This is a genomic window from Rhodopseudomonas sp. BR0M22 (genome assembly GCF_010907035.1).
Classification (GTDB): domain Bacteria; phylum Pseudomonadota; class Alphaproteobacteria; order Rhizobiales; family Xanthobacteraceae; genus Rhodopseudomonas.
In genome coordinates this window covers 16,276-33,172 of the sequence record NZ_QUMK01000068.1, presented here as the reverse complement: position 1 = coordinate 33,172, position 16,897 = coordinate 16,276, and the positions used below count along the sequence as shown (strand labels likewise).

Sequence of the window (16,897 nt, the reverse complement as noted above, 5' to 3'; positions counted from 1 at the left end):
GTGCGGTCCGAACCGAAGCGGGCTTTTCGTGACGCAGCCCGGATGAGCCGGCGCGGCGAGGGCGAGATCCGCTAATTCTTGGATCTCCAACGTCCAGGTCCGTGCCACGGCCGCGGTCGAAACACCGCGATGATCTGCACCCGACGTCACAGCGCGGTTCAAAGCTGGATCAAGCCATGCTCCGCAGCTAATCATTTGTAGTGCCGATCCAGTGAAATTACTAGCCTCGACAGCTCTTCGCTCGAAACTGGTAATAGAGGGTAGAAAAGCCCGCTGGCCTTTGGAGCGCTGAGCTGTCGAGCCTTACGGGTGCGTTGCTCTACTAAGCGATCGTTGATGACGCGGTGATGTCGCCGTCGCCTGCCGCAGGCTACGGCGCCTGCGACTTTGGTCGAAGTGGTCGCCTGGCGGTTGGAGGCGGCTGCGCTCCGAGATTGCGGCAATTTTCGCTGAATTGTTTCGTCGAAGGGGCGCGACGAAACAATTCAGCGGCGCGACGAAACCATTCGGATGCCTCGGCGCAGCGGTCTGGAAACAGAGCATGGTTATCAATCGGTCAACGCGCGCGGCGGCGACGCCTGGAACCCATGGATGAAGAACCGGATGTCTTCCTGTTCTGGCGACGGGCGGCCGGGTTCAAGGCTTGGTTCGGCTGCTTGGGAAAGCCGGTCGAGAAGGTCACCAAAGCGAACGATGGTCCTGGCCGGGGGTGGTACGGGCCGGCGAGGCGGCGGCTTCGTCGGATGGAGTCGGTGAATTGGTGACGATGCTTCGGATGGCTGCGCTTGCGGCCGGCTTTGGGCTGATGATCGGCGGCCAGGCGCAGGCGCAGAGTCGATTGTCTTTTGGCGCTCCGGATGCGCGGACGGAATTCATCCGCCAATGCACGGCGCACATGACGGGGCGATGGGCGCATCCCGACGCGGTCTGCGGGTGCCTGCACGATCACGCCGCAGCGATGGTCCCCGACAGCGATCTTCGGCAAGCCTTGCTACGCGGCATCCGCGAGAGCGGCGTGCCGACCATCGACAACGATTGGGTCCCGCAAACCAAGCAGTCGCAGATCAATGCGACGTTCACGCTGATCGCCAAGCCCGCTCTGCAGTGCATGTTCGACCCGCTGGACTAGCTGACGCGCGTGGCCGGGACGCTGGCCGCGTCAGCGTCGCACCCGCTGGATGCACTTGCGTGTGGCCATCACCCCATTGGCCGACAGCGTCGAGCCGGTCACCTCTTTGATTTGACCGTTGGGGCAGGAGCCGTCGTCGACCAGGACCTTCTGACCGAGCCGTAACCCGGTGATCTCTTGCTCGCGCGAAACCTGCTGCTGTGCGGCGGCCGGCGTTGCCACGCCGAGGAGCAGCGCGGCGCCGAGCGCGACGAGCGAGGTGCACTTGAGTTGTGAACGGGACATCGGATCTCCTGAACAAGGTCGCGGCATGAGGGCATGATTCGAGTGCAGGGCCAAACTGCATGGAAAATCAGGCGATCTGTGGTTTGATCGGTGCGCCGGTATCAGAGCAATCAGCACAGGACGCCTATCCGTATGAGCCACGATGACCTTCAGCGCCGCATTCTCGACGCCGTCGATGCCGGCTTCGATGCCCAGCTCGCCACCACAAGCGATTTCGTTGCGATCCCGAGCACTCGTGGCGCCGAAGGGCCGTGCCAAGACATGATGGCGGATCTGCTCCGGCAGCGGGGTTACGAAGTCGACGACTGGCACATCGACCTCGACGAACTGAAGGATCTGCGCGGCTACGGGCCGATCGAGCACGACTTCTCCAAGGCGCGGACGGTGGTCGGCACCTATCGGCCGACGAACAACGCAGGTCGTTCGTTGATCCTGCAGGGGCATTGCGACGTGGTGCCGGCCGGGCCGCTGGAGATGTGGGATACTCCGCCGTTCTCGCCTGTGATCAAGAACGGCCGGATGTATGGCCGCGGCGCTTGCGACATGAAGTCCGGCACCATCGGCGCGCTGTATGCGCTCGATGCCATCAAGGCCGCAGGACTGCGCCCGACAGGGCGGATTCACTTCCAGTCGGTGATCGAGGAGGAGAGCACCGGCGTCGGCGCGCTCTCGACCCTGCAACGCGGCTATCGCGCCGATGCCTGTTTCATCCCGGAGCCGACAAACGGCAAGATGGTGCGATCTCAGGTCGGGGTGATCTGGTTTCGGCTGAAGGTGCGCGGTTTTCCGGTCCATGTGTTCGAAGCTGGGTCGGGATCGAACGCCATCACTGCGGCGTACCACCTGATCCAGGCGCTGGAGAAGCTCGAGGAGGAGTGGAACAAGCGCGCCGAGAGCGATCGCCACTTCAAGGGCGTGAAGCATCCGATCAATTTCAATCCCGGCATCATCAAAGGCGGCGACTGGGCTTCCAGCGTGCCGGCGTGGTGCGACGTCGATTGCCGCATCGCGATCCTGCCGGGCTGGTCGGTCGCCGACCATCAGGCCGAGATCATGGCCTGCGTGAACGCGGCGGCGCGCGATCACCGTTTCCTGTCCAACAACCCGCCGCAGGTGGAGTGGTCGGGCTTTCTGTCGGAAGGCTACGAGCTGACCAACTCCGCCGAACCGGAAGCCGCGTTCGGCAAGGCCTTCTCCGCGGTTTATGGCGGCGCGCCGGAGGATCTGGTGTTCACCGCACTGACCGATACCCGGTTCTACGGCCTCAACTACGACATCCCCAGTCTTTGCTTCGGCGCTTCCGGTGCGGCGATGCACGGCTTCAATGAATACGTCGATCTCGACTCGCTCCGGCAATCGACCAAGGCGACCGCGCTGTTCATCGCCGAATGGTGCGGCGTGGAGCCCGCCTGAGGCCTCTCCTGCGCGCCACGTCGATGACCTGACAGGTTATTGCGCCGAGGCGGACCGGCAGGCATCGGTCCGCCAGGCACATCCAATGAGCGACGGTGGGCGGCCCGCGCCACCGTCGCCACGTGAGCGGGCAGGGGGGGCGCGACCATGACGCCACTGGAGAAGATCAATTCGATTCCATTGCCGTTCGCGGCGCTGATGGGGGTACGCTTCACCGAAGCCGGACTCGACCGGGTGGTCGCGACGCTGCTGGTGCGCGACGACCTCTGCACCGTCGGCGCGAGTATTCATGGCGGTGCCGTGATGGCGCTCGCCGACAGTGTCGGCGCCGCCGCCACCGTGATCAACCTGCCGGCCGAGGCTAAGGGCACAACGACGCTGGAGAGTAAGACCAATTTCATCGGCCCGGCCAAAGCCGGCTCCACTGTCATCGCCACGGCGACTCCTGTGCATCGCGGACGACGGACCCAGGTGTGGCAGACCCGAATCGAGACCGAGGACGGCAGGCTGGTCGCCGTGGTGACTCAGACGCAAATGGTGCTATGATGACGTCATGTCCCTCCGTAAGACTACGAGGGTGCGACGCAAAACCGCTCTTCGAGCACCGTTTGCGGTTCCTCAATCTATCCTAAGGGCCGCAATTTAGATAGGTTTTGCAAAAGTTCGAAGGCGCGCGGCCGTTGTTTGCTAGGCGTCGCCTGCGAATAGGGCTTGAATATTATTGTGCGATGCACAATATGACTTTGGTCTAGGGAAGACGAACGCCTCCTTGAGGGTCGCCCCAAGAGGAGAGACAACTTATGCACGACGCTCTTATCGCCGATCTTACCGGCTCGAAGGGGACGATTCGATCCCTGATCAATCAAGAGCTGCCGCTGCTGCGAGACCACCTGTTGCGACTCGACGCTGAAAGTCGACGTGATCGCTTCAACGGCTTCGCCGACGAAGGCTTCGTCGACCGATACGCCAAGAAGTGTGGCGGCGATGGCACCATCATTATCGCTTTCTTCGCCGAAGACGGCTCCGTGCATGCGGCCGCTGAGCTGCATCAGCCCGATCTGCACATCGACTCGCTTCCCGAGATCGCCTTCAGCGTGGAAAGCCATCTGCGCCGCAAAGGCATCGGCAGCATTCTGTTCAAGCAATTGATGCAGGTTGCGCGGTCGCTCGGCTACGAGAAGCTGCGGATCACCACCGGCGCTCAGAACCAGGCGATGCGGGCTCTCGCAAACAAGTTCGGCGCGCACCTGACCTTCCGCCAGGGCGAGTCCACCGGAACGATCGACCTCGAACAGCAGGCTGATACTGCGGCGGCGCCGTCGCGCCCGATCGCGATTCAGGCTGGCACCGCCAATCCGTTGATCGCTTTCAATCAGGCGTGCTGGAATCTGTTTCTGCGGATGTCGGGATTCAACCGCGCGGCCTGACGGTCGGCGCATTTCTCAGCAAAACGCCGCGGGCTGAAGCCCGCGGCGTTTTCTTCGACAGTATCAGATGCACCCGAAAGGGTGGAATTTGGCGGAGCGATCAGATCCGCTTGTCGTTGCCGACGATGCGGCGCGATACCCGGCGCTCGACCACGACTGAACGTTGGAAACCCTGTTCTCCGGTGATCACACGCGACGTGCGCGCCGAGGCACGGGCCGACTTCCGGACTTCCTTCAAAACGGCTTCGATCGGCATCCCCATCAGGGACGCGGCAATCTCCGCCTGCGAGTCAACGTCGTCGGTGATGCCGGCCGCCGCAAAGATCGCTTCTTCAAGAGTCGGCGGGTCGCGTCGGACGCGCCGCACGCCGTATTTCGTGTTCCAATCTTCGCTCATCGACTGCCTCAGGTTGAGATGGTTTACCTAGTGGAGCCGATGTTGCATTGCAATATTGAATATCGGCGGGATCAAGCAACCTTGGTCGAAGGTGGCCCGCCACCGCTTGTCGTAGATCAAACTGGGCTTTGGATCATGGCAGCCCTGCGCGGTAGCGCAGGGCTGATGCTGGCGATCAAGCTCTGAAAATCGTCAGTCCGAGAATCAGCAGCACCACAAATATCACCACGAAGATGTAGAACAGAATCCGCGCGATGTCGGCTGACGCCGCAGAAATTCCGGTGAACCCGAACAGGCCGGCGATGATCGAAACTACCAGAAAGATCAGCGCCCACTTCAAAATCGTCATGTCGTTCATCCTTGGCTTAGAATGGGCTTGAACGGTGCGTGAAGGCAATGGTTCCGCGATGTGCCGGAGCGAGCCAACAAGGCTGCCCAGGGCTCAAAGTGGCGGGCGTCGATGCCGATCCCAAGGTGTGCGGCAAGTCGGTTTTCACCGGGCGCCGGGCTCCTCCACAGTCCTTTGTCGGGCCTGGTCAGTTTCAACCTGCGTGGCGATTGGATAGATTGCGGCCGATCGAGGCCGCGCGTAGCGGCCGGTGGCGGCCCGCTGGGGCATGGGCCACGAATGCTTGGGGATGAATGATGAGGACGAGATCGTGGGCCGCCGGCGGATCGGCAGTCCTGCTCGCGCTGTCGCTCGGTGGCGCGATCACCTCGGCACACGCCCAGTCGGCGGACCTGGTGTTGTGCGATCGGATCGCTGCCGATCCGGCCGACCCCGATAAGCCTTCGGATGTCAGAGGTGTCGCCCAGATCGCGCCCGGCGATGTCGCGACCGCGCTGAAATACTGCCGGATCGCGGCTGCAGGATCGCGTCGGGCGATGTACGCGCTCGGCCGCGCTTATGCGACAGGCGGCCAGACGGCCGAAGCCATCGCGGCCTATCGCAAGGCCGCCGACAAGGGCTCAAGCTCGGCAATGGTCGAGCTCGGCGTCGCCTACGCCACCGGCGCTGGCGTTCCGAAGGACGAGGCCAAAGCGCGTCAGCTCCTGGAGCGTGCTGCGGCTGCGGGCAACCCGCGCGGTATCAGCAATCTCGCGGCGCTCGGCGGTGGGGCGTCGTCCGACCCCGTGAAAACCCGAGCCTTGCTTGCCAAGGGCGCGGAGAGTAACGCCGAGGCGCAATATCAGCTCGGCATGATGTTGGCCGACGGTATCGGCGGTCCGAAAGACGATGTCGGCGCGCGAGCGTTGTTCGAAAAGGCGGCGGGGCAGGGCCATCCCGGCGCTCTGCTCCAAATGGGCGCGTTCGCCCAGGCTGGCCGCGGTGGCCCGAAGGACAGTGATGCGGCCAAGGCGTACTACGACAAGGCTGCCGCGCTCGGCAACGCCGACGCCAAGGCGGCGCTGAAGCGGAGCGATTGCCCCTATGTGCTTAAGGACAAGCGCGGAAACATGGTGACAAACCTATGCTTCTAGGCAATCGACGCAGCCGCGCCTGACTGGCTTCAACCGAATCAACACACACTCGACCACGTCCTGGAGCGTCGGCGCCGCGCGCCCCTGATCCAGGTCAATCAAGGGGCGTAGCCTTCATGCAACAGACGCGGGACCGATTTCGAGTGCTGCCCCGGGGAGATCGGCGCTGCGCGCCGGCTCATGGTCCGGCTGCGGCGTCCGCGCGGCAGGTGCTGCGGCCTGCGTCCATTGCATCCGTCCAGGCGGCCCGAGGGTAGGCAATGAGCCAACAGAAGAAGGGCATCGGTCTCCTGGTCAGTGCCATCGGAGTCGTGTTCGGCGACATCGGCACCAGCCCGCTCTACGCCCTGAAGGAAACCTTCGCCGGCCACCACCCGATTCCGGTGACGCCGGACAACATCTTCGGCGTTCTCTCGCTGGTGTTCTGGACCGTGATGCTGCTGGTGACGGTGAAGTACGTCATCGTCATCATGCGCGCCGACAACCATGGCGAGGGCGGCAGCCTGGCGCTTTTGGCGCTGGTGACCGAACTGACACGCGGACGCCGCGTGCACTATCCGTTGATGATGCTCGGGGTGATCGCTGCCGCGTTGTTCTACGGCGACAGCATGATCACGCCGGCGATCTCGGTGCTCAGCGCCGTGGAAGGCCTCGAAGTCGTCACGCCGGACCTGAAGGCCTATGTGGTGCCGATCACGGCCGTGGTGCTGACCCTGCTGTTTGCCATCCAGTCGCGCGGCACAGGATTGGTCGGGCGGCTGTTCGGCCCGGTCATGTGCATGTGGTTCCTGACGCTGGCCTTGCTCGGCATCGCCAACATCGTGCATGCGCCCGAAGTGCTCGAAGCGATCAGCCCGACCTTCGCGATCGAATTCGTGTTCCGTCATCCGCTGATGAGCTTCTACGCGCTCGGCTCGGTGGTGCTGGCCGTCACCGGCGGCGAGGCGCTGTACACCGACATGGGGCACTTCGGCCGCTTCCCGATCCGTCTGGCCTGGTTCGGCCTGGTACTGCCGGCGCTGCTGCTGAACTATTTCGGCCAGGGGGCGCTGCTGATCCACGATCCGTCGGCGATCCAGAACCCGTTCTTCCGGCTCGGGCCGGAATGGATGGTGGTGCCGACGGTCGGACTGGCGACGCTGGCCACTGTGATCGCGTCGCAGGCGGTGATCTCCGGCGCCTATTCGGTGGCGCGGCAGGCGATCCAGCTCGGCCTGCTGCCGCGGATGACGATCGTCCACACCTCGGGCGAAGAGGCCGGCCAGATCTACGTGCCGTTCACCAACTGGACCCTGTACCTCGCCGTGATGGCGCTGGTGGTGGGCTTTCAGTCGTCGAGCAATCTGGCCGCGGCCTACGGCATTGCGGTGACCGGCACGATGATGATCGACACCATCCTGGTTTCGTTCGTTGCCGCCCTGCTGTGGCGGTGGCATCCGGCCGTGGTCGCGGTGGTGATCGGCACGCTGCTGCTGCTCGACTTTGCGTTCTTCGCCGCCAACATCATCAAGGTGGCGCAGGGCGGCTGGTTCCCGCTGTTCATCGGCTTCATCTCGTTCACCGTGCTGACGACCTGGCGGCGCGGGCGGGCGCTGGTGCGCAAGCAGCTCAAGAAGCAGGCGGTGCCGCTCGACGTGGTTCTGCGTGCGCTGGGGCCGAACGTCTCCCGCGCTCGCGGGACAGCAGTGTTTCTGACCGCCGCCACCGATGGCGTACCGCCGGCGCTGCTGCACAACCTCAAGCACAACCAGACGGTCCACCAGCGCGTCATCCTGACCACGGTCTCGACCGCAGAGACGCCTTACGTGCCGGATAGCGAGCGCGTGCACATGACCGATATCGGCGACGGCTTCCATCGCCTGATCATCCGTTACGGCTTCATGCAGACGCCTGACGTTCCGGCTGCGCTTTCGCTGTGCAAACAGTTCGGGCACGAGTTCAACATGATGTCGACCTCGTTCTTCCTGAGCCGCGAGACCTATGTGCCAAGTCTGAATCCCGGTATGGCGCTGTGGCGCGAGCGGCTGTTCACCTTCATGACGCTGAACGCGACGCGGGCGACGACGTTCTTCAAGATCCCGACCGATCGCGTGGTCGAGCTTGGGACGCAGCTCGAGATTTGAGGACGCCGATCAGGCAAGCCCGAGCGCAAAGGCGAGGGTGCCGATGGCGGCGTGCGAGGCGATCAGCGGCCAGATGTTGAGCGTGCGCCAGTAAACGAATCCCCAGACCACGCCGAGCAGGAAGGTGTTGAGTAGCAGGGCCGGATCGCCGTAGCAGAGGTGGATCAGCGAGAACAATACGGCCGAATACAGGATGTAGGCCCAGCCGCCGTGCTGCATCCGGTCCGTAATCAGCTTCGGGATCGAGCGGCACACTACTTCCTGGCAGGGGCTCGAGACCAGCACATAGAATGGTGCGAAGCTGAGCCAGGCCGGCGGCTGGGCATCGAAGCTGAACAGACGCGTCTGCAGCAGCATGATCGCCGAGATCAGGCTGGTGACCGCGATGGCGCCGAGCCAGTGCCGCCATTGATGCGGACGGCCGAAGCCGAGCTCGCTAAACGAGAAGCCGGCCCATAGGCACAGCCCAATGCACAGCGCCGACACCGCGATCAGCGCCCCCATCCGGTACTCGAACGGGAGCAGTCCGAACTGGATGGCGAGACCGGGCGCGGCCAGCAGCAGTGTCAGTCCCGCAAGCGGGGCAAAGCGCAGGGCGGGATGCCGCGCATCCGGAGACGGGTATGCCGGGTGCTGTCGCAAATTCGTCATAGGACCCATAATCGGGCATTAGCCGACGGGTTCCAGTACGGGCGGCTCCGAGGGTCAGCGGCGCACGCCGCCGCCGACACTGATGCTCCCTCCGAGCTTGACGCAGGTCGAACCGCCTTCGAGCTGGACGAAGCCGGGGCCGAAGGCCGAGCACGGATTACGCCCTGATCCAGGTGCAGGCGCCCGAGGCGCCGGCGCAGCTGTTTCGGTCAGCGCCTTCGGGACCGCGGACTTCCGTGGTTCTGCGCCGGCCGAAACCGGGAATAGAACCGCTAGGGCAAGCAACATCCATTTCATTACCGTTGCTGTAACGCCCCGGCGACGATCTGACCAGCCGCGCCCGCTGTGGAGCCTGCTGGCCTTGCCCAAAACCCGCCGCATTCGCAACGCCGTGCTTGGCGTGAACGGATCTGTTCTGTGGCGGCTGGCGCGCTTGACGGCGCCGAGTACGTTCGGTTTGACGATAGATCGCCGCGGCGGCGATCAGCCGCGGGCGGTTCGGGGCAAGGGACGGGGATTTCGATGAGGATGATCACGCTACTTGGCGCGCTGCTCGTATCGAGTGCCGCGCTGGCACAAAGCAACGCACCGGCTCAGGGCACTGCGCCGGCCGCTACCAACGGAACGCCGATGGTCGGCGATCAGCCGCTGGTGCAGATCAAGCCGAAGGGGCACAAGGCTGCCAAGCACACGGCGGCGGCAAAGCCTTCGGCTGCCGACCAGATGAAGGCCTGCCTGGAGATCGAGGACGCCACCAAGGAGCGGCTCGATTGCTTCGATGCGGTGTATCCGCCGAAGCCGAAGGCGACCAAAGCTGGAGCCAAAATGAAGCCGGCCAAGACTGCGGCGGATTGTCGCCTTCTCAAGGAAGAGGACGAGCGGCTCGCCTGCTACAACGGTTTCATCGACAAGGCGCCGGCTGCAGCCCCGAAGACCTGACCCGATCAGTCCGGGCTCAGCCGTTGAGGGCGGCTTGCGCGGTCTCCGGGTAGCGCAAGCCGAAGATCGTAATAGTCAGATTGCTCTGGTGCAGCAGCCACGCGATCGCGAGCCGCGCCGGTGAGCAGCGCTTGGCGGCCGCGGGTCACTCGATGGCGTCGAGCAGCAGGAGATTTGCGTCGAGGTTGGCTCCGACGAAGCGCGGCGAGCGCCATCGCTCCAACATCCATCGGCTGGGTCGATTGAGGTCCGGTGATGTCTTGCCGACGAAATGGCACGCATTGAATTGGCGCAAACGTAGCGCCGCGCTGAAACTGCTGAGTAGTTACCGTGGTCGGGGGCTCAGACCGCGGCCGACCCAGCAGCCAGCAGCGAGCAGCGCTGGCAGCACGCGGGCTCGGTTTCTCCGTCCGCCCAGGCACAGCCGCCGCCGGCTCGTTTGGCGACGTACAGCGCGCGGTCGACGCGCTCGAGCAATTGGGCGGTTTTGACTTCGGCAAGCGCCGCGTGGCTGACGGCAATACCGGCGCTGGCACCGATACACACCGGCAATTTCGACAGCAGGAACGGCATCGACAGGGCGAGGACCGCTTCGTGTGCCAAGGCCTGTGCTTCGTCCCGGCCGTGCTCGGCGCTCGACACCGGCTTCAGCAGCATGAATTCGTCGCCGCCGAACCGGGCTGCGACGCCGTCTGCGCCAACACAGGCGGTCAGCCGCTCGGCGACCTGCTGGAGCAGATCGTCGCCGGAATGGTGGCCATGGCGATCGTTGATCGGCTTGAACCCGTCGAGATCGATCGCGACGACGGCGAAGTTGCCCACCATGTTCGACAGCGCCTGGAGGAAGCCCGCGCGGTTCGGCAGGTCGGTGAGGAAATCGTGCGTGGCCTGCCGCGATAGCCGGTGCTTGGCCTCGAGTCGTTCGATGAACGCGGCGCTGAGATGTTTCGAGGCTTCGCGTAACGTCAGCCAGAACAGCACCAACATGACGGCGCCGATCTTGTAGGCGAGTTCAGGGCGCATCAGCCCGGCGATCATGGTGGGGATCAGCAGAGCCCCCGCAGCGGTGAGGATGATCCATGGGCGGATCGCGGCCCGCGACACCATGCCGACGCAGTACGACATCGACAGGCCGAATGCGATCCACGCACCCGGGGCATCGCCGAGCTGCAGCGCACGGAACGACAGCGCGCCGAGCGCCAGGCTGAATGCGGTGGCGCCGGCGCCGTACAGACGTTCCCAACGCACGACATCTGCATCGGTGAAATGCGCGGCGCGCGCCTTGTAGCGCATCAACGAGAAAACCCGTGCCGAGGCGGTGACCAGGATGAAAAACGTAATCACCGCATAGCCCGGATCGTCGTCGAGCAGGGTGAGTGCCAACGCGCCCGTCACCGACGTCACGCCGATCGCCATCACCTGCGGCAGCGAGGTGTACAGCAGATCGACCAGCTCGCGGCGAATCCGCGGGTCGGGATGCAGATATTTGGACAGCACCGTCAGTGGCATGAGTCGCAATATCCGAGCCACTTCCTAATAACCGGTGGCAACAGCTTGCGACAGTCGGTAGCCCGATCTCGCTATCGTTAACAAGTCGTCAATGACGGCGGGGCGTAGCTATTCCCCAGATCACACTGGCGGCCAATTGCGAAGCGCCATGTCGGCGAGCTTGCGAAGCTGGTCGCGCGGGGCGCCGCTCGCCGCCTGGACCGCCATGCCCTGCAGGATCGCCGAAACGTAGCGGGCAAGGTCACCTGCGTCGGAACCGGACGGCAGATCGCCTTCGCCGACCGCTCGGCTGAGGCGGTCTCGCAGGTCCTCTTCGGTCTTGGCGCGCCGGGCCGCCAGTTCCTGTTTGATGGTCTCTGCGGCGTCGCCGCAGCACAGCGCGCCCTGAACGGCCAGGCAGCCGGGATTGCTCGGGTCTGACATCGCGTCCGCGGCGCCGTACAGGATGTGTTCGACCACTTCGCGCGCGGTCGGCTTCTGCAGTCCGGCTCGATAGTAGCTCCCCGGTCCGTCGACGTAGCGATCCAGCGCTTTGCGGAACAGCTCTTCCTTGTTGCCGAACGCGGCGTAGAGGCTCGGCTTGGTGATGCCCATCGCCTCGGTGAGGTCGGTCATCGACGTGCCTTCGTATCCCTTGCGCCAGAACACATGCAAAGCGAGGTCGAGCGCCGCATCGACGTCGAATTCGCGGGGGCGTCCCAGGGCCATGGCTGGATCTCCAGAGATTTCTACCAAGCGGTAGATAAGTCTCTTGACAGTGGATGTCGATGGTCCATCTATACCGGACGGTACGGATGTGTGCGCTGCAGCGTGGTGGAACCGGCTTGGTTTTCGCCGCGACTGCAGGGCGAGATACTGAGATCGCTCGGCTTTTTGCAAGCCCGGCGGATACGGATGGGGTTCCTATGGCCATTGGTTTCACTCGGAAGTTCGCATTGGGCGGCGCGATCGCCGTCGTGGCGGCGGGTGTCGGCGGCGCGCTGCTGTTGGACCAGGCGCCCGGCTCGGCGGCTCAGGCGCAGACTGCGGGGGCGCCGCCGGCCGTCACCGCTTCGGTCGCCACGGTCGAGGCCAAGGCGACCACGCCTTCAGAAGAGTTTTCCGGGCGACTGGAAGCGATCGAACGGGTCGAGATCCGCTCGCGGGTCGCGGGTGCCGTGCAGGAGATCCAGTTCAGGGAAGGGGCCCTGGTGTCCAAGGGCGACCTCTTGGTTCGGATCGATCCGTCGCTGTACGCCGCCGAGGTCGATCGCGCACAGGCGCAGTTGTCGGCGGCCCGTGCGCGCGTCGTCTTCACCAAGGCCGACGTCGAGCGCAGCCAGCAGCTCTCCAGTTCCAGCATCACCCAGCGCGAGGTCGACAATCGCCTCAACGCCTATCGCGAGGCGGAGGCAAACCTCAGATCCGCCGAAGCGGCGCTGAAGACCGCCGAGCTGAACCTCAGCTACACCGAAATCCGCGCCCCGGTCTCAGGACGGGTCGGCAAGGTGGAGATCACCGTCGGCAACCTGATCGCCGCCGGGCCGAACTCGCCGCTGCTGACCACGCTGGTCTCCGTCAATCCGATCTATGCCAGCTTCAATGCCGACGAGCAGGTGGTGACCCGCGCGCTCAGAACGCTCGCCGACGAGAAGACGCCGGGCGCGATCGAGCGCATTCCGGTCGAGATGACGACCGTCGCGGGCGAGGCGCCGGTGAAGGGCAAAATGCAGTTCATCGACAACCAGGTCGATCCGCGCTCCGGCACGGTGCGGGTGCGCGCGGTGTTCGACAATGCCGACGGCCGGCTGATGCCGGGCCAGTTCGCACGGCTGTCGATGGGGCAGCCGAAGGCCGAACCGGCACTGCTGGTCAGTGAGCGCGCAGTCGGGACCGATCAGAACAAGAAGTTCGTCATGGTGGTCGATGCCGAGAACCACGCCGAATACCGCGAAGTGAAGCTGGGAGCCTCGGTCGACGGCCTTCGCGTGGTGGCCTCCGGCCTCAAGGCGGGTGAACGCATCGTCGTCAACGGCCTGCAGCGGGTGCGTCCGGGCGTCACCATCAAGCCCGAGACGGTGGCGATGGATGCTGCCGCCTCCAGCAAGACGATCGCGCAGAACTAACTGCAGAGGCTCCGCCGCAAGGCGGGACCGAACCTCATTGTTTCAACCGACAGTCACGCGGCAGACGTTCCGTCCGCCGCGCAGGGATGATTGCGCTTCGCGCGCCAGCGAACCGGCGGAACACAGCCATGAATTTTTCCAAGTTTTTCATCGATCGCCCGATCTTCGCCGGCGTGCTGTCGGCAGTGATTTTCCTCGCCGGCCTGTTGTCGATGCCGGTGTTGCCGATCTCGGAATATCCGGAGGTCGCGCCGCCGACGATCGTGGTGTCGGCGCAATATCCAGGCGCCAATCCGAAGGTGATCGCCGAGACCGTGTCGACCCCGATCGAGGAGCAGATCAACGGCGTCGAGAACATGCTTTACATGAGCAGCCAGGCGACCACCGACGGCAAGATGACGCTCAACGTCACCTTCCGCCTCGGCACGGATCCCGACAAGGCGCAGCAACTGGTGCAGAACCGCGTCTCGCAGGCCGAACCGCGGCTGCCGGCGGAAGTGCGTGCGCTCGGCATCACCACCATCAAGAGCGCGCCCGACCTGACCATGGTGGTGCACCTGATGTCGCCGAACGATCGCTACGACATGACGTACTTGCGCAACTATGCGGTGCTCAACGTCAAGGACCGGCTGGCGCGGATTCCGGGCGTCGGTCAGGTGCAGTTGTTCGGCTCGGGCGATTATTCGATGCGGGTCTGGCTCGATCCGCAGAAGGTCGCCGAGCGCGGCCTGTCGCCGGCCGACGTGGTGCGCGAGATCCGCGCCCAGAACGTCCAGGCCGCTGCCGGTCAGGTCGGCAGTTCGCCGGGCGAGCCGGGGCTCGATCTGCAACTCTCGGTCAATGCGCAGGGACGGCTGCAGACCGAAGAGGAGTTCGGCGACATCATCGTCAAGAACGGCGACCACGGCGAGGTGGTGCGGCTGCGCGATGTCGCGCGGATCGAGCTCGGCGCCGCCGACTACGCGCTGCGCTCGTTGCTCAACAACAAGTCCGCGGTGGCGGTGCCGATCTTCCAGTCGCCGGGTTCGAACGCGATCCAGATCTCCGACAACGTCCGCGCGACGATGAAGGAGCTGAAGGAGAACATGCCGGACGGCGTCTCCTACGACATCGTCTACGACCCGACCCAGTTCGTTCGCGCCTCGATCGAGGCGGTGATCCACACGTTGCTCGAAGCGATCGCGCTGGTGGTGCTGGTGGTGATCCTGTTCCTGCAGACCTGGCGCGCGTCGATCATCCCTCTGATCGCGGTGCCGGTGTCGGTGGTCGGCACTTTCGCGGTGATGCACGTGTTCGGATTTTCGATCAACGCGCTGACGTTGTTCGGCCTGGTGCTGGCAATCGGCATCGTGGTCGACGACGCCATCGTCGTGGTCGAAAACGTCGAGCGTAACATCGAGCGGGGGCTTGGGCCGAAGGAAGCGGCCTATCAGGCGATGCGTGAGGTGACCGGGCCGATCATTGCGATCGCGCTGGTTCTGGTCGCGGTGTTCGTGCCGCTCGCGTTCATCACCGGCCTCACCGGGCAGTTCTACAAGCAGTTCGCCTTGACGGTGGCGATCTCGACGGTGATCTCCGCCTTCAATTCGCTGACGCTGTCGCCGGCGCTCGCGGCGCTGCTGCTGAAGGGCCATGACGCTCCGAAGGACGCGCTGACGAAGGCGATGGACAAGACCCTCGGCTGGTTCTTCGTTCGCTTCAATCGCTTCTTCACCCGCAGCTCGGAGGCTTATGGCGGCGGCGTTCGGCGCGTGGTGTCACGCCGTGCAGCGGGCATGGGGCTCTATCTGGTGCTGGTCGGTGCCACCTTCTATCTGTTCCACGCGGTGCCGGGCGGCTTCGTCCCGGGGCAGGACAAGCAGTATCTGGTCGGCTTTGCGCAGCTTCCGGACGGCGCCACGCTGGACCGCACCGAGGAGGTGATCCGCCGGATGGGCGAGATCGCCCAGCAGGAGCCGGGGGTCGAGAACTCGATCCAGTTTCCCGGCCTGTCGATCAACGGCTTCACCAACTCGTCGAATTCGGGCATCGTCTTCATCGGCCTGAAGTCGTTCGACGAGCGCAAGGACAAGTCGCTCAGCGGCAATGCCATTGCGATGTCGCTGAACAAGAAGTTCGCCGGCATTCAGGACGCTTTCATCGCCATGTTCCCGCCGCCGCCGGTCGCCGGCCTCGGCACCATCGGCGGCTTCAAGCTGCAGATCGAGGATCGCGCGGGGCTCGGCTACGAGGCGCTCAACGACGCCACCAAGGCGTTCGTCGCCAAAGCGAGCGCACAGAAGGAACTGGCCGGGCTGTTCACCAGCTATCAGATCAACGTGCCGCAGCTCTATGCCGACGTCGATCGCACCAAGGCTAGGCAGCTCAACGTGCCGGTGACGTCGATCTTCGAAACCATGCAGATCTATCTCGGCTCGCTCTACGTCAACGACTTCAACAAGTTTGGCCGCACCTATTCGGTGCGGGTGCAGGCCGACGCGAAGTTCAGGGCGCGGGCGGACGATATCGGCCAGCTCAAGGTGCGTTCGGACTCCGGCGAGATGATCCCGTTGTCGACGTTGCTGCGGGTCAAGGAGAGTGCCGGACCGGAGCGGGCGATGCGCTACAACGGCTTCCTCACCGCCGATATCAGCGGCGGCGCGGCGCCCGGCTTTTCGACCGGGCAGGCGCAGGCCGCGATCGACCGCGTTGCCAAGGAGACGCTGCCGAAGGGAACGTCGTATGAATGGACCGAGCTGACCTACCAGGAAATCATCGCCGGAAATTCGTCGCTGATCGTGTTCCCGGTGGCGCTTCTACTGGTGTTTCTGGTGCTGGCCGCGCAGTACGAGAGCCTGACGCTGCCGCTGTCGATCATCATGATCGTGCCGATGGGCCTGCTCGCGGCGATGTTCGGCGTCTGGATCAGCAAGGGCGACAACAACGTCTTCACGCAGATCGGACTGATCGTCCTTGTCGGGTTATCGGCCAAGAACGCCATCCTGATCGTCGAGTTCGCGCGCGAACTGGAATTCGCGGGCCGCAAGCCGATTCAGGCGGCGATCGAGGCCAGCCGGCTGCGGCTGCGGCCGATCCTGATGACCTCGATGGCGTTCATCATGGGCGTGGTGCCGCTGGTGACCTCGACCGGTGCCGGCTCGGAGATGCGACATGCGATGGGCGTCGCCGTGTTCGCCGGCATGATCGGCGTCACCGCCTTCGGCATCTTCTTCACGCCGATGTTCTACGTGCTGCTGCGTGCGCTCAGCGGCAACCGGCCGCTGACGCAGCACGGCGAGGGCACGGTCGATGACGACTTGCAGTTGGCGCCGCACGAGCCGGAGCGGAGGCCGGCCGTCGGATCGCATCCGTGACGCGCCCCGGCTCATCGCGCTCCGGTCAGTTCGGATCGGCGCACGGAGCGACGTAACAAAGTCGTCAGTCACGACGCTATTGAA

General features: G+C 64.4%; 15 protein-coding genes. 9 read left to right on the top strand and 6 right to left on the bottom strand.

What is annotated here, in order from left to right; translation table 11 throughout:
* Positions 1–805: 805 nt before the first annotated feature.
* Positions 806–1,129, top strand: coding sequence for a hypothetical protein (locus tag DY468_RS19805; RefSeq protein WP_164606578.1), 324 nt, complete (start codon positions 806–808; stop codon positions 1,127–1,129).
* Positions 1,130–1,159: 30 nt separating this feature from the next.
* Here DY468_RS19805 and DY468_RS19800 read toward each other — a convergent pair whose 3' ends face one another.
* Complete coding sequence (locus DY468_RS19800) at positions 1,160–1,414, bottom strand: DUF6719 family protein (RefSeq protein ID WP_164606576.1); 255 nt, start codon at positions 1,412–1,414, stop codon at positions 1,160–1,162.
* Positions 1,415–1,546: 132 nt separating this feature from the next.
* Between DY468_RS19800 and DY468_RS19795 the strand changes: the two genes are divergently transcribed.
* The 3 genes from DY468_RS19795 to DY468_RS19785 all read left to right on the top strand — a co-directional run bounded on the left by DY468_RS19795 (position 1,547) and on the right by DY468_RS19785 (position 4,254).
* On the top strand, positions 1,547–2,827 hold the full coding sequence (locus DY468_RS19795; protein WP_164606574.1) for an ArgE/DapE family deacylase: 1,281 nt from the start codon (positions 1,547–1,549) through the stop codon (positions 2,825–2,827).
* 147 nt (positions 2,828–2,974) lie between these two features.
* Entirely contained in the window at positions 2,975–3,373 is a 399-nt protein-coding gene (locus DY468_RS19790) for a PaaI family thioesterase (protein ID WP_164606572.1), read from the top strand.
* Between the two features lie 254 nt (positions 3,374–3,627).
* Positions 3,628–4,254, top strand: coding sequence for a GNAT family N-acetyltransferase (locus DY468_RS19785; protein WP_164606570.1), 627 nt, complete (start codon positions 3,628–3,630; stop codon positions 4,252–4,254).
* 100 nt (positions 4,255–4,354) lie between these two features.
* On the opposite strand, the gene DY468_RS19780 is transcribed toward DY468_RS19785, so the two are convergent.
* Both DY468_RS19780 and DY468_RS19775 read right to left on the bottom strand, forming a co-directional pair.
* Positions 4,355–4,651: a hypothetical protein gene (locus tag DY468_RS19780; protein ID WP_011158576.1), complete on the bottom strand. Its 297-nt coding sequence runs from the start codon at positions 4,649–4,651 to the stop codon at positions 4,355–4,357.
* A 175-nt stretch (positions 4,652–4,826) separates the two neighbouring features.
* Complete coding sequence (locus tag DY468_RS19775; RefSeq protein WP_164606568.1) at positions 4,827–5,000, bottom strand: DUF1328 domain-containing protein; 174 nt, start codon at positions 4,998–5,000, stop codon at positions 4,827–4,829.
* 296 nt (positions 5,001–5,296) lie between these two features.
* Here DY468_RS19775 and DY468_RS19770 point away from each other — a divergent pair, with 296 nt between their 5' ends.
* Positions 5,297–6,133: a tetratricopeptide repeat protein gene (locus DY468_RS19770; protein ID WP_164606566.1), complete on the top strand. Its 837-nt coding sequence runs from the start codon at positions 5,297–5,299 to the stop codon at positions 6,131–6,133.
* A 260-nt stretch (positions 6,134–6,393) separates the two neighbouring features.
* Positions 6,394–8,256: a potassium transporter Kup gene (locus DY468_RS19765; protein WP_164606564.1), complete on the top strand. Its 1,863-nt coding sequence runs from the start codon at positions 6,394–6,396 to the stop codon at positions 8,254–8,256.
* 9 nt (positions 8,257–8,265) lie between these two features.
* Here DY468_RS19765 and DY468_RS19760 read toward each other — a convergent pair whose 3' ends face one another.
* Positions 8,266–8,916, bottom strand: a complete 651-nt coding sequence (locus DY468_RS19760) for a CPBP family intramembrane glutamic endopeptidase (protein ID WP_164606562.1) — start codon at positions 8,914–8,916, stop codon at positions 8,266–8,268.
* A gap of 513 nt (positions 8,917–9,429) precedes the next feature.
* Here DY468_RS19760 and DY468_RS19755 point away from each other — a divergent pair.
* A complete protein-coding gene (locus DY468_RS19755) occupies positions 9,430–9,846 on the top strand; it encodes a hypothetical protein (protein ID WP_164606560.1) in 417 nt (138 codons plus the stop codon).
* Between the two features lie 342 nt (positions 9,847–10,188).
* Here the strand turns inward: DY468_RS19755 and DY468_RS19750 are convergent, their stop codons facing one another.
* On the bottom strand, positions 10,189–11,355 hold the full coding sequence (locus DY468_RS19750) for a GGDEF domain-containing protein (protein WP_164606558.1): 1,167 nt from the start codon (positions 11,353–11,355) through the stop codon (positions 10,189–10,191).
* Positions 11,356–11,475: 120 nt separating this feature from the next.
* On the bottom strand, positions 11,476–12,063 hold the full coding sequence (locus DY468_RS19745) for a TetR/AcrR family transcriptional regulator (RefSeq protein WP_164606555.1): 588 nt from the start codon (positions 12,061–12,063) through the stop codon (positions 11,476–11,478).
* Between the two features lie 197 nt (positions 12,064–12,260).
* Here DY468_RS19745 and DY468_RS19740 point away from each other — a divergent pair, with 197 nt between their 5' ends.
* A complete protein-coding gene (locus tag DY468_RS19740; RefSeq protein ID WP_164606554.1) occupies positions 12,261–13,460 on the top strand; it encodes an efflux RND transporter periplasmic adaptor subunit in 1,200 nt (399 codons plus the stop codon).
* A gap of 128 nt (positions 13,461–13,588) precedes the next feature.
* Positions 13,589–16,813 carry an efflux RND transporter permease subunit gene (locus DY468_RS19735; RefSeq protein WP_164606552.1) on the top strand — a complete coding sequence of 1,075 codons (3,225 nt, stop codon included), beginning with the start codon at positions 13,589–13,591 and terminating at the stop codon, positions 16,811–16,813.
* Positions 16,814–16,897: the final 84 nt, after the last annotated feature.

Coding starts and splice junctions, on each gene's coding strand:
- DY468_RS19800 (WP_164606576.1), bottom strand. CDS start 1,414: ATGTCCCGTTCACAACTCAAGTGCACCTCGCTCGTCGCGCTCGGCGCC.
- DY468_RS19755 (WP_164606560.1), top strand. CDS start 9,430: ATGAGGATGATCACGCTACTTGGCGCGCTGCTCGTATCGAGTGCCGCG.
- DY468_RS19760 (WP_164606562.1), bottom strand. CDS start 8,916: ATGGGTCCTATGACGAATTTGCGACAGCACCCGGCATACCCGTCTCCG.
- DY468_RS19770 (WP_164606566.1), top strand. CDS start 5,297: ATGAGGACGAGATCGTGGGCCGCCGGCGGATCGGCAGTCCTGCTCGCG.
- DY468_RS19785 (WP_164606570.1), top strand. CDS start 3,628: ATGCACGACGCTCTTATCGCCGATCTTACCGGCTCGAAGGGGACGATT.
- DY468_RS19745 (WP_164606555.1), bottom strand. CDS start 12,063: ATGGCCCTGGGACGCCCCCGCGAATTCGACGTCGATGCGGCGCTCGAC.
- DY468_RS19775 (WP_164606568.1), bottom strand. CDS start 5,000: ATGACGATTTTGAAGTGGGCGCTGATCTTTCTGGTAGTTTCGATCATC.
- DY468_RS19780 (WP_011158576.1), bottom strand. CDS start 4,651: ATGAGCGAAGATTGGAACACGAAATACGGCGTGCGGCGCGTCCGACGC.
- DY468_RS19765 (WP_164606564.1), top strand. CDS start 6,394: ATGAGCCAACAGAAGAAGGGCATCGGTCTCCTGGTCAGTGCCATCGGA.
- DY468_RS19805 (WP_164606578.1), top strand. CDS start 806: ATGATCGGCGGCCAGGCGCAGGCGCAGAGTCGATTGTCTTTTGGCGCT.
- DY468_RS19750 (WP_164606558.1), bottom strand. CDS start 11,355: ATGCCACTGACGGTGCTGTCCAAATATCTGCATCCCGACCCGCGGATT.
- DY468_RS19790 (WP_164606572.1), top strand. CDS start 2,975: ATGACGCCACTGGAGAAGATCAATTCGATTCCATTGCCGTTCGCGGCG.
- DY468_RS19735 (WP_164606552.1), top strand. CDS start 13,589: ATGAATTTTTCCAAGTTTTTCATCGATCGCCCGATCTTCGCCGGCGTG.
- DY468_RS19795 (WP_164606574.1), top strand. CDS start 1,547: ATGAGCCACGATGACCTTCAGCGCCGCATTCTCGACGCCGTCGATGCC.
- DY468_RS19740 (WP_164606554.1), top strand. CDS start 12,261: ATGGCCATTGGTTTCACTCGGAAGTTCGCATTGGGCGGCGCGATCGCC.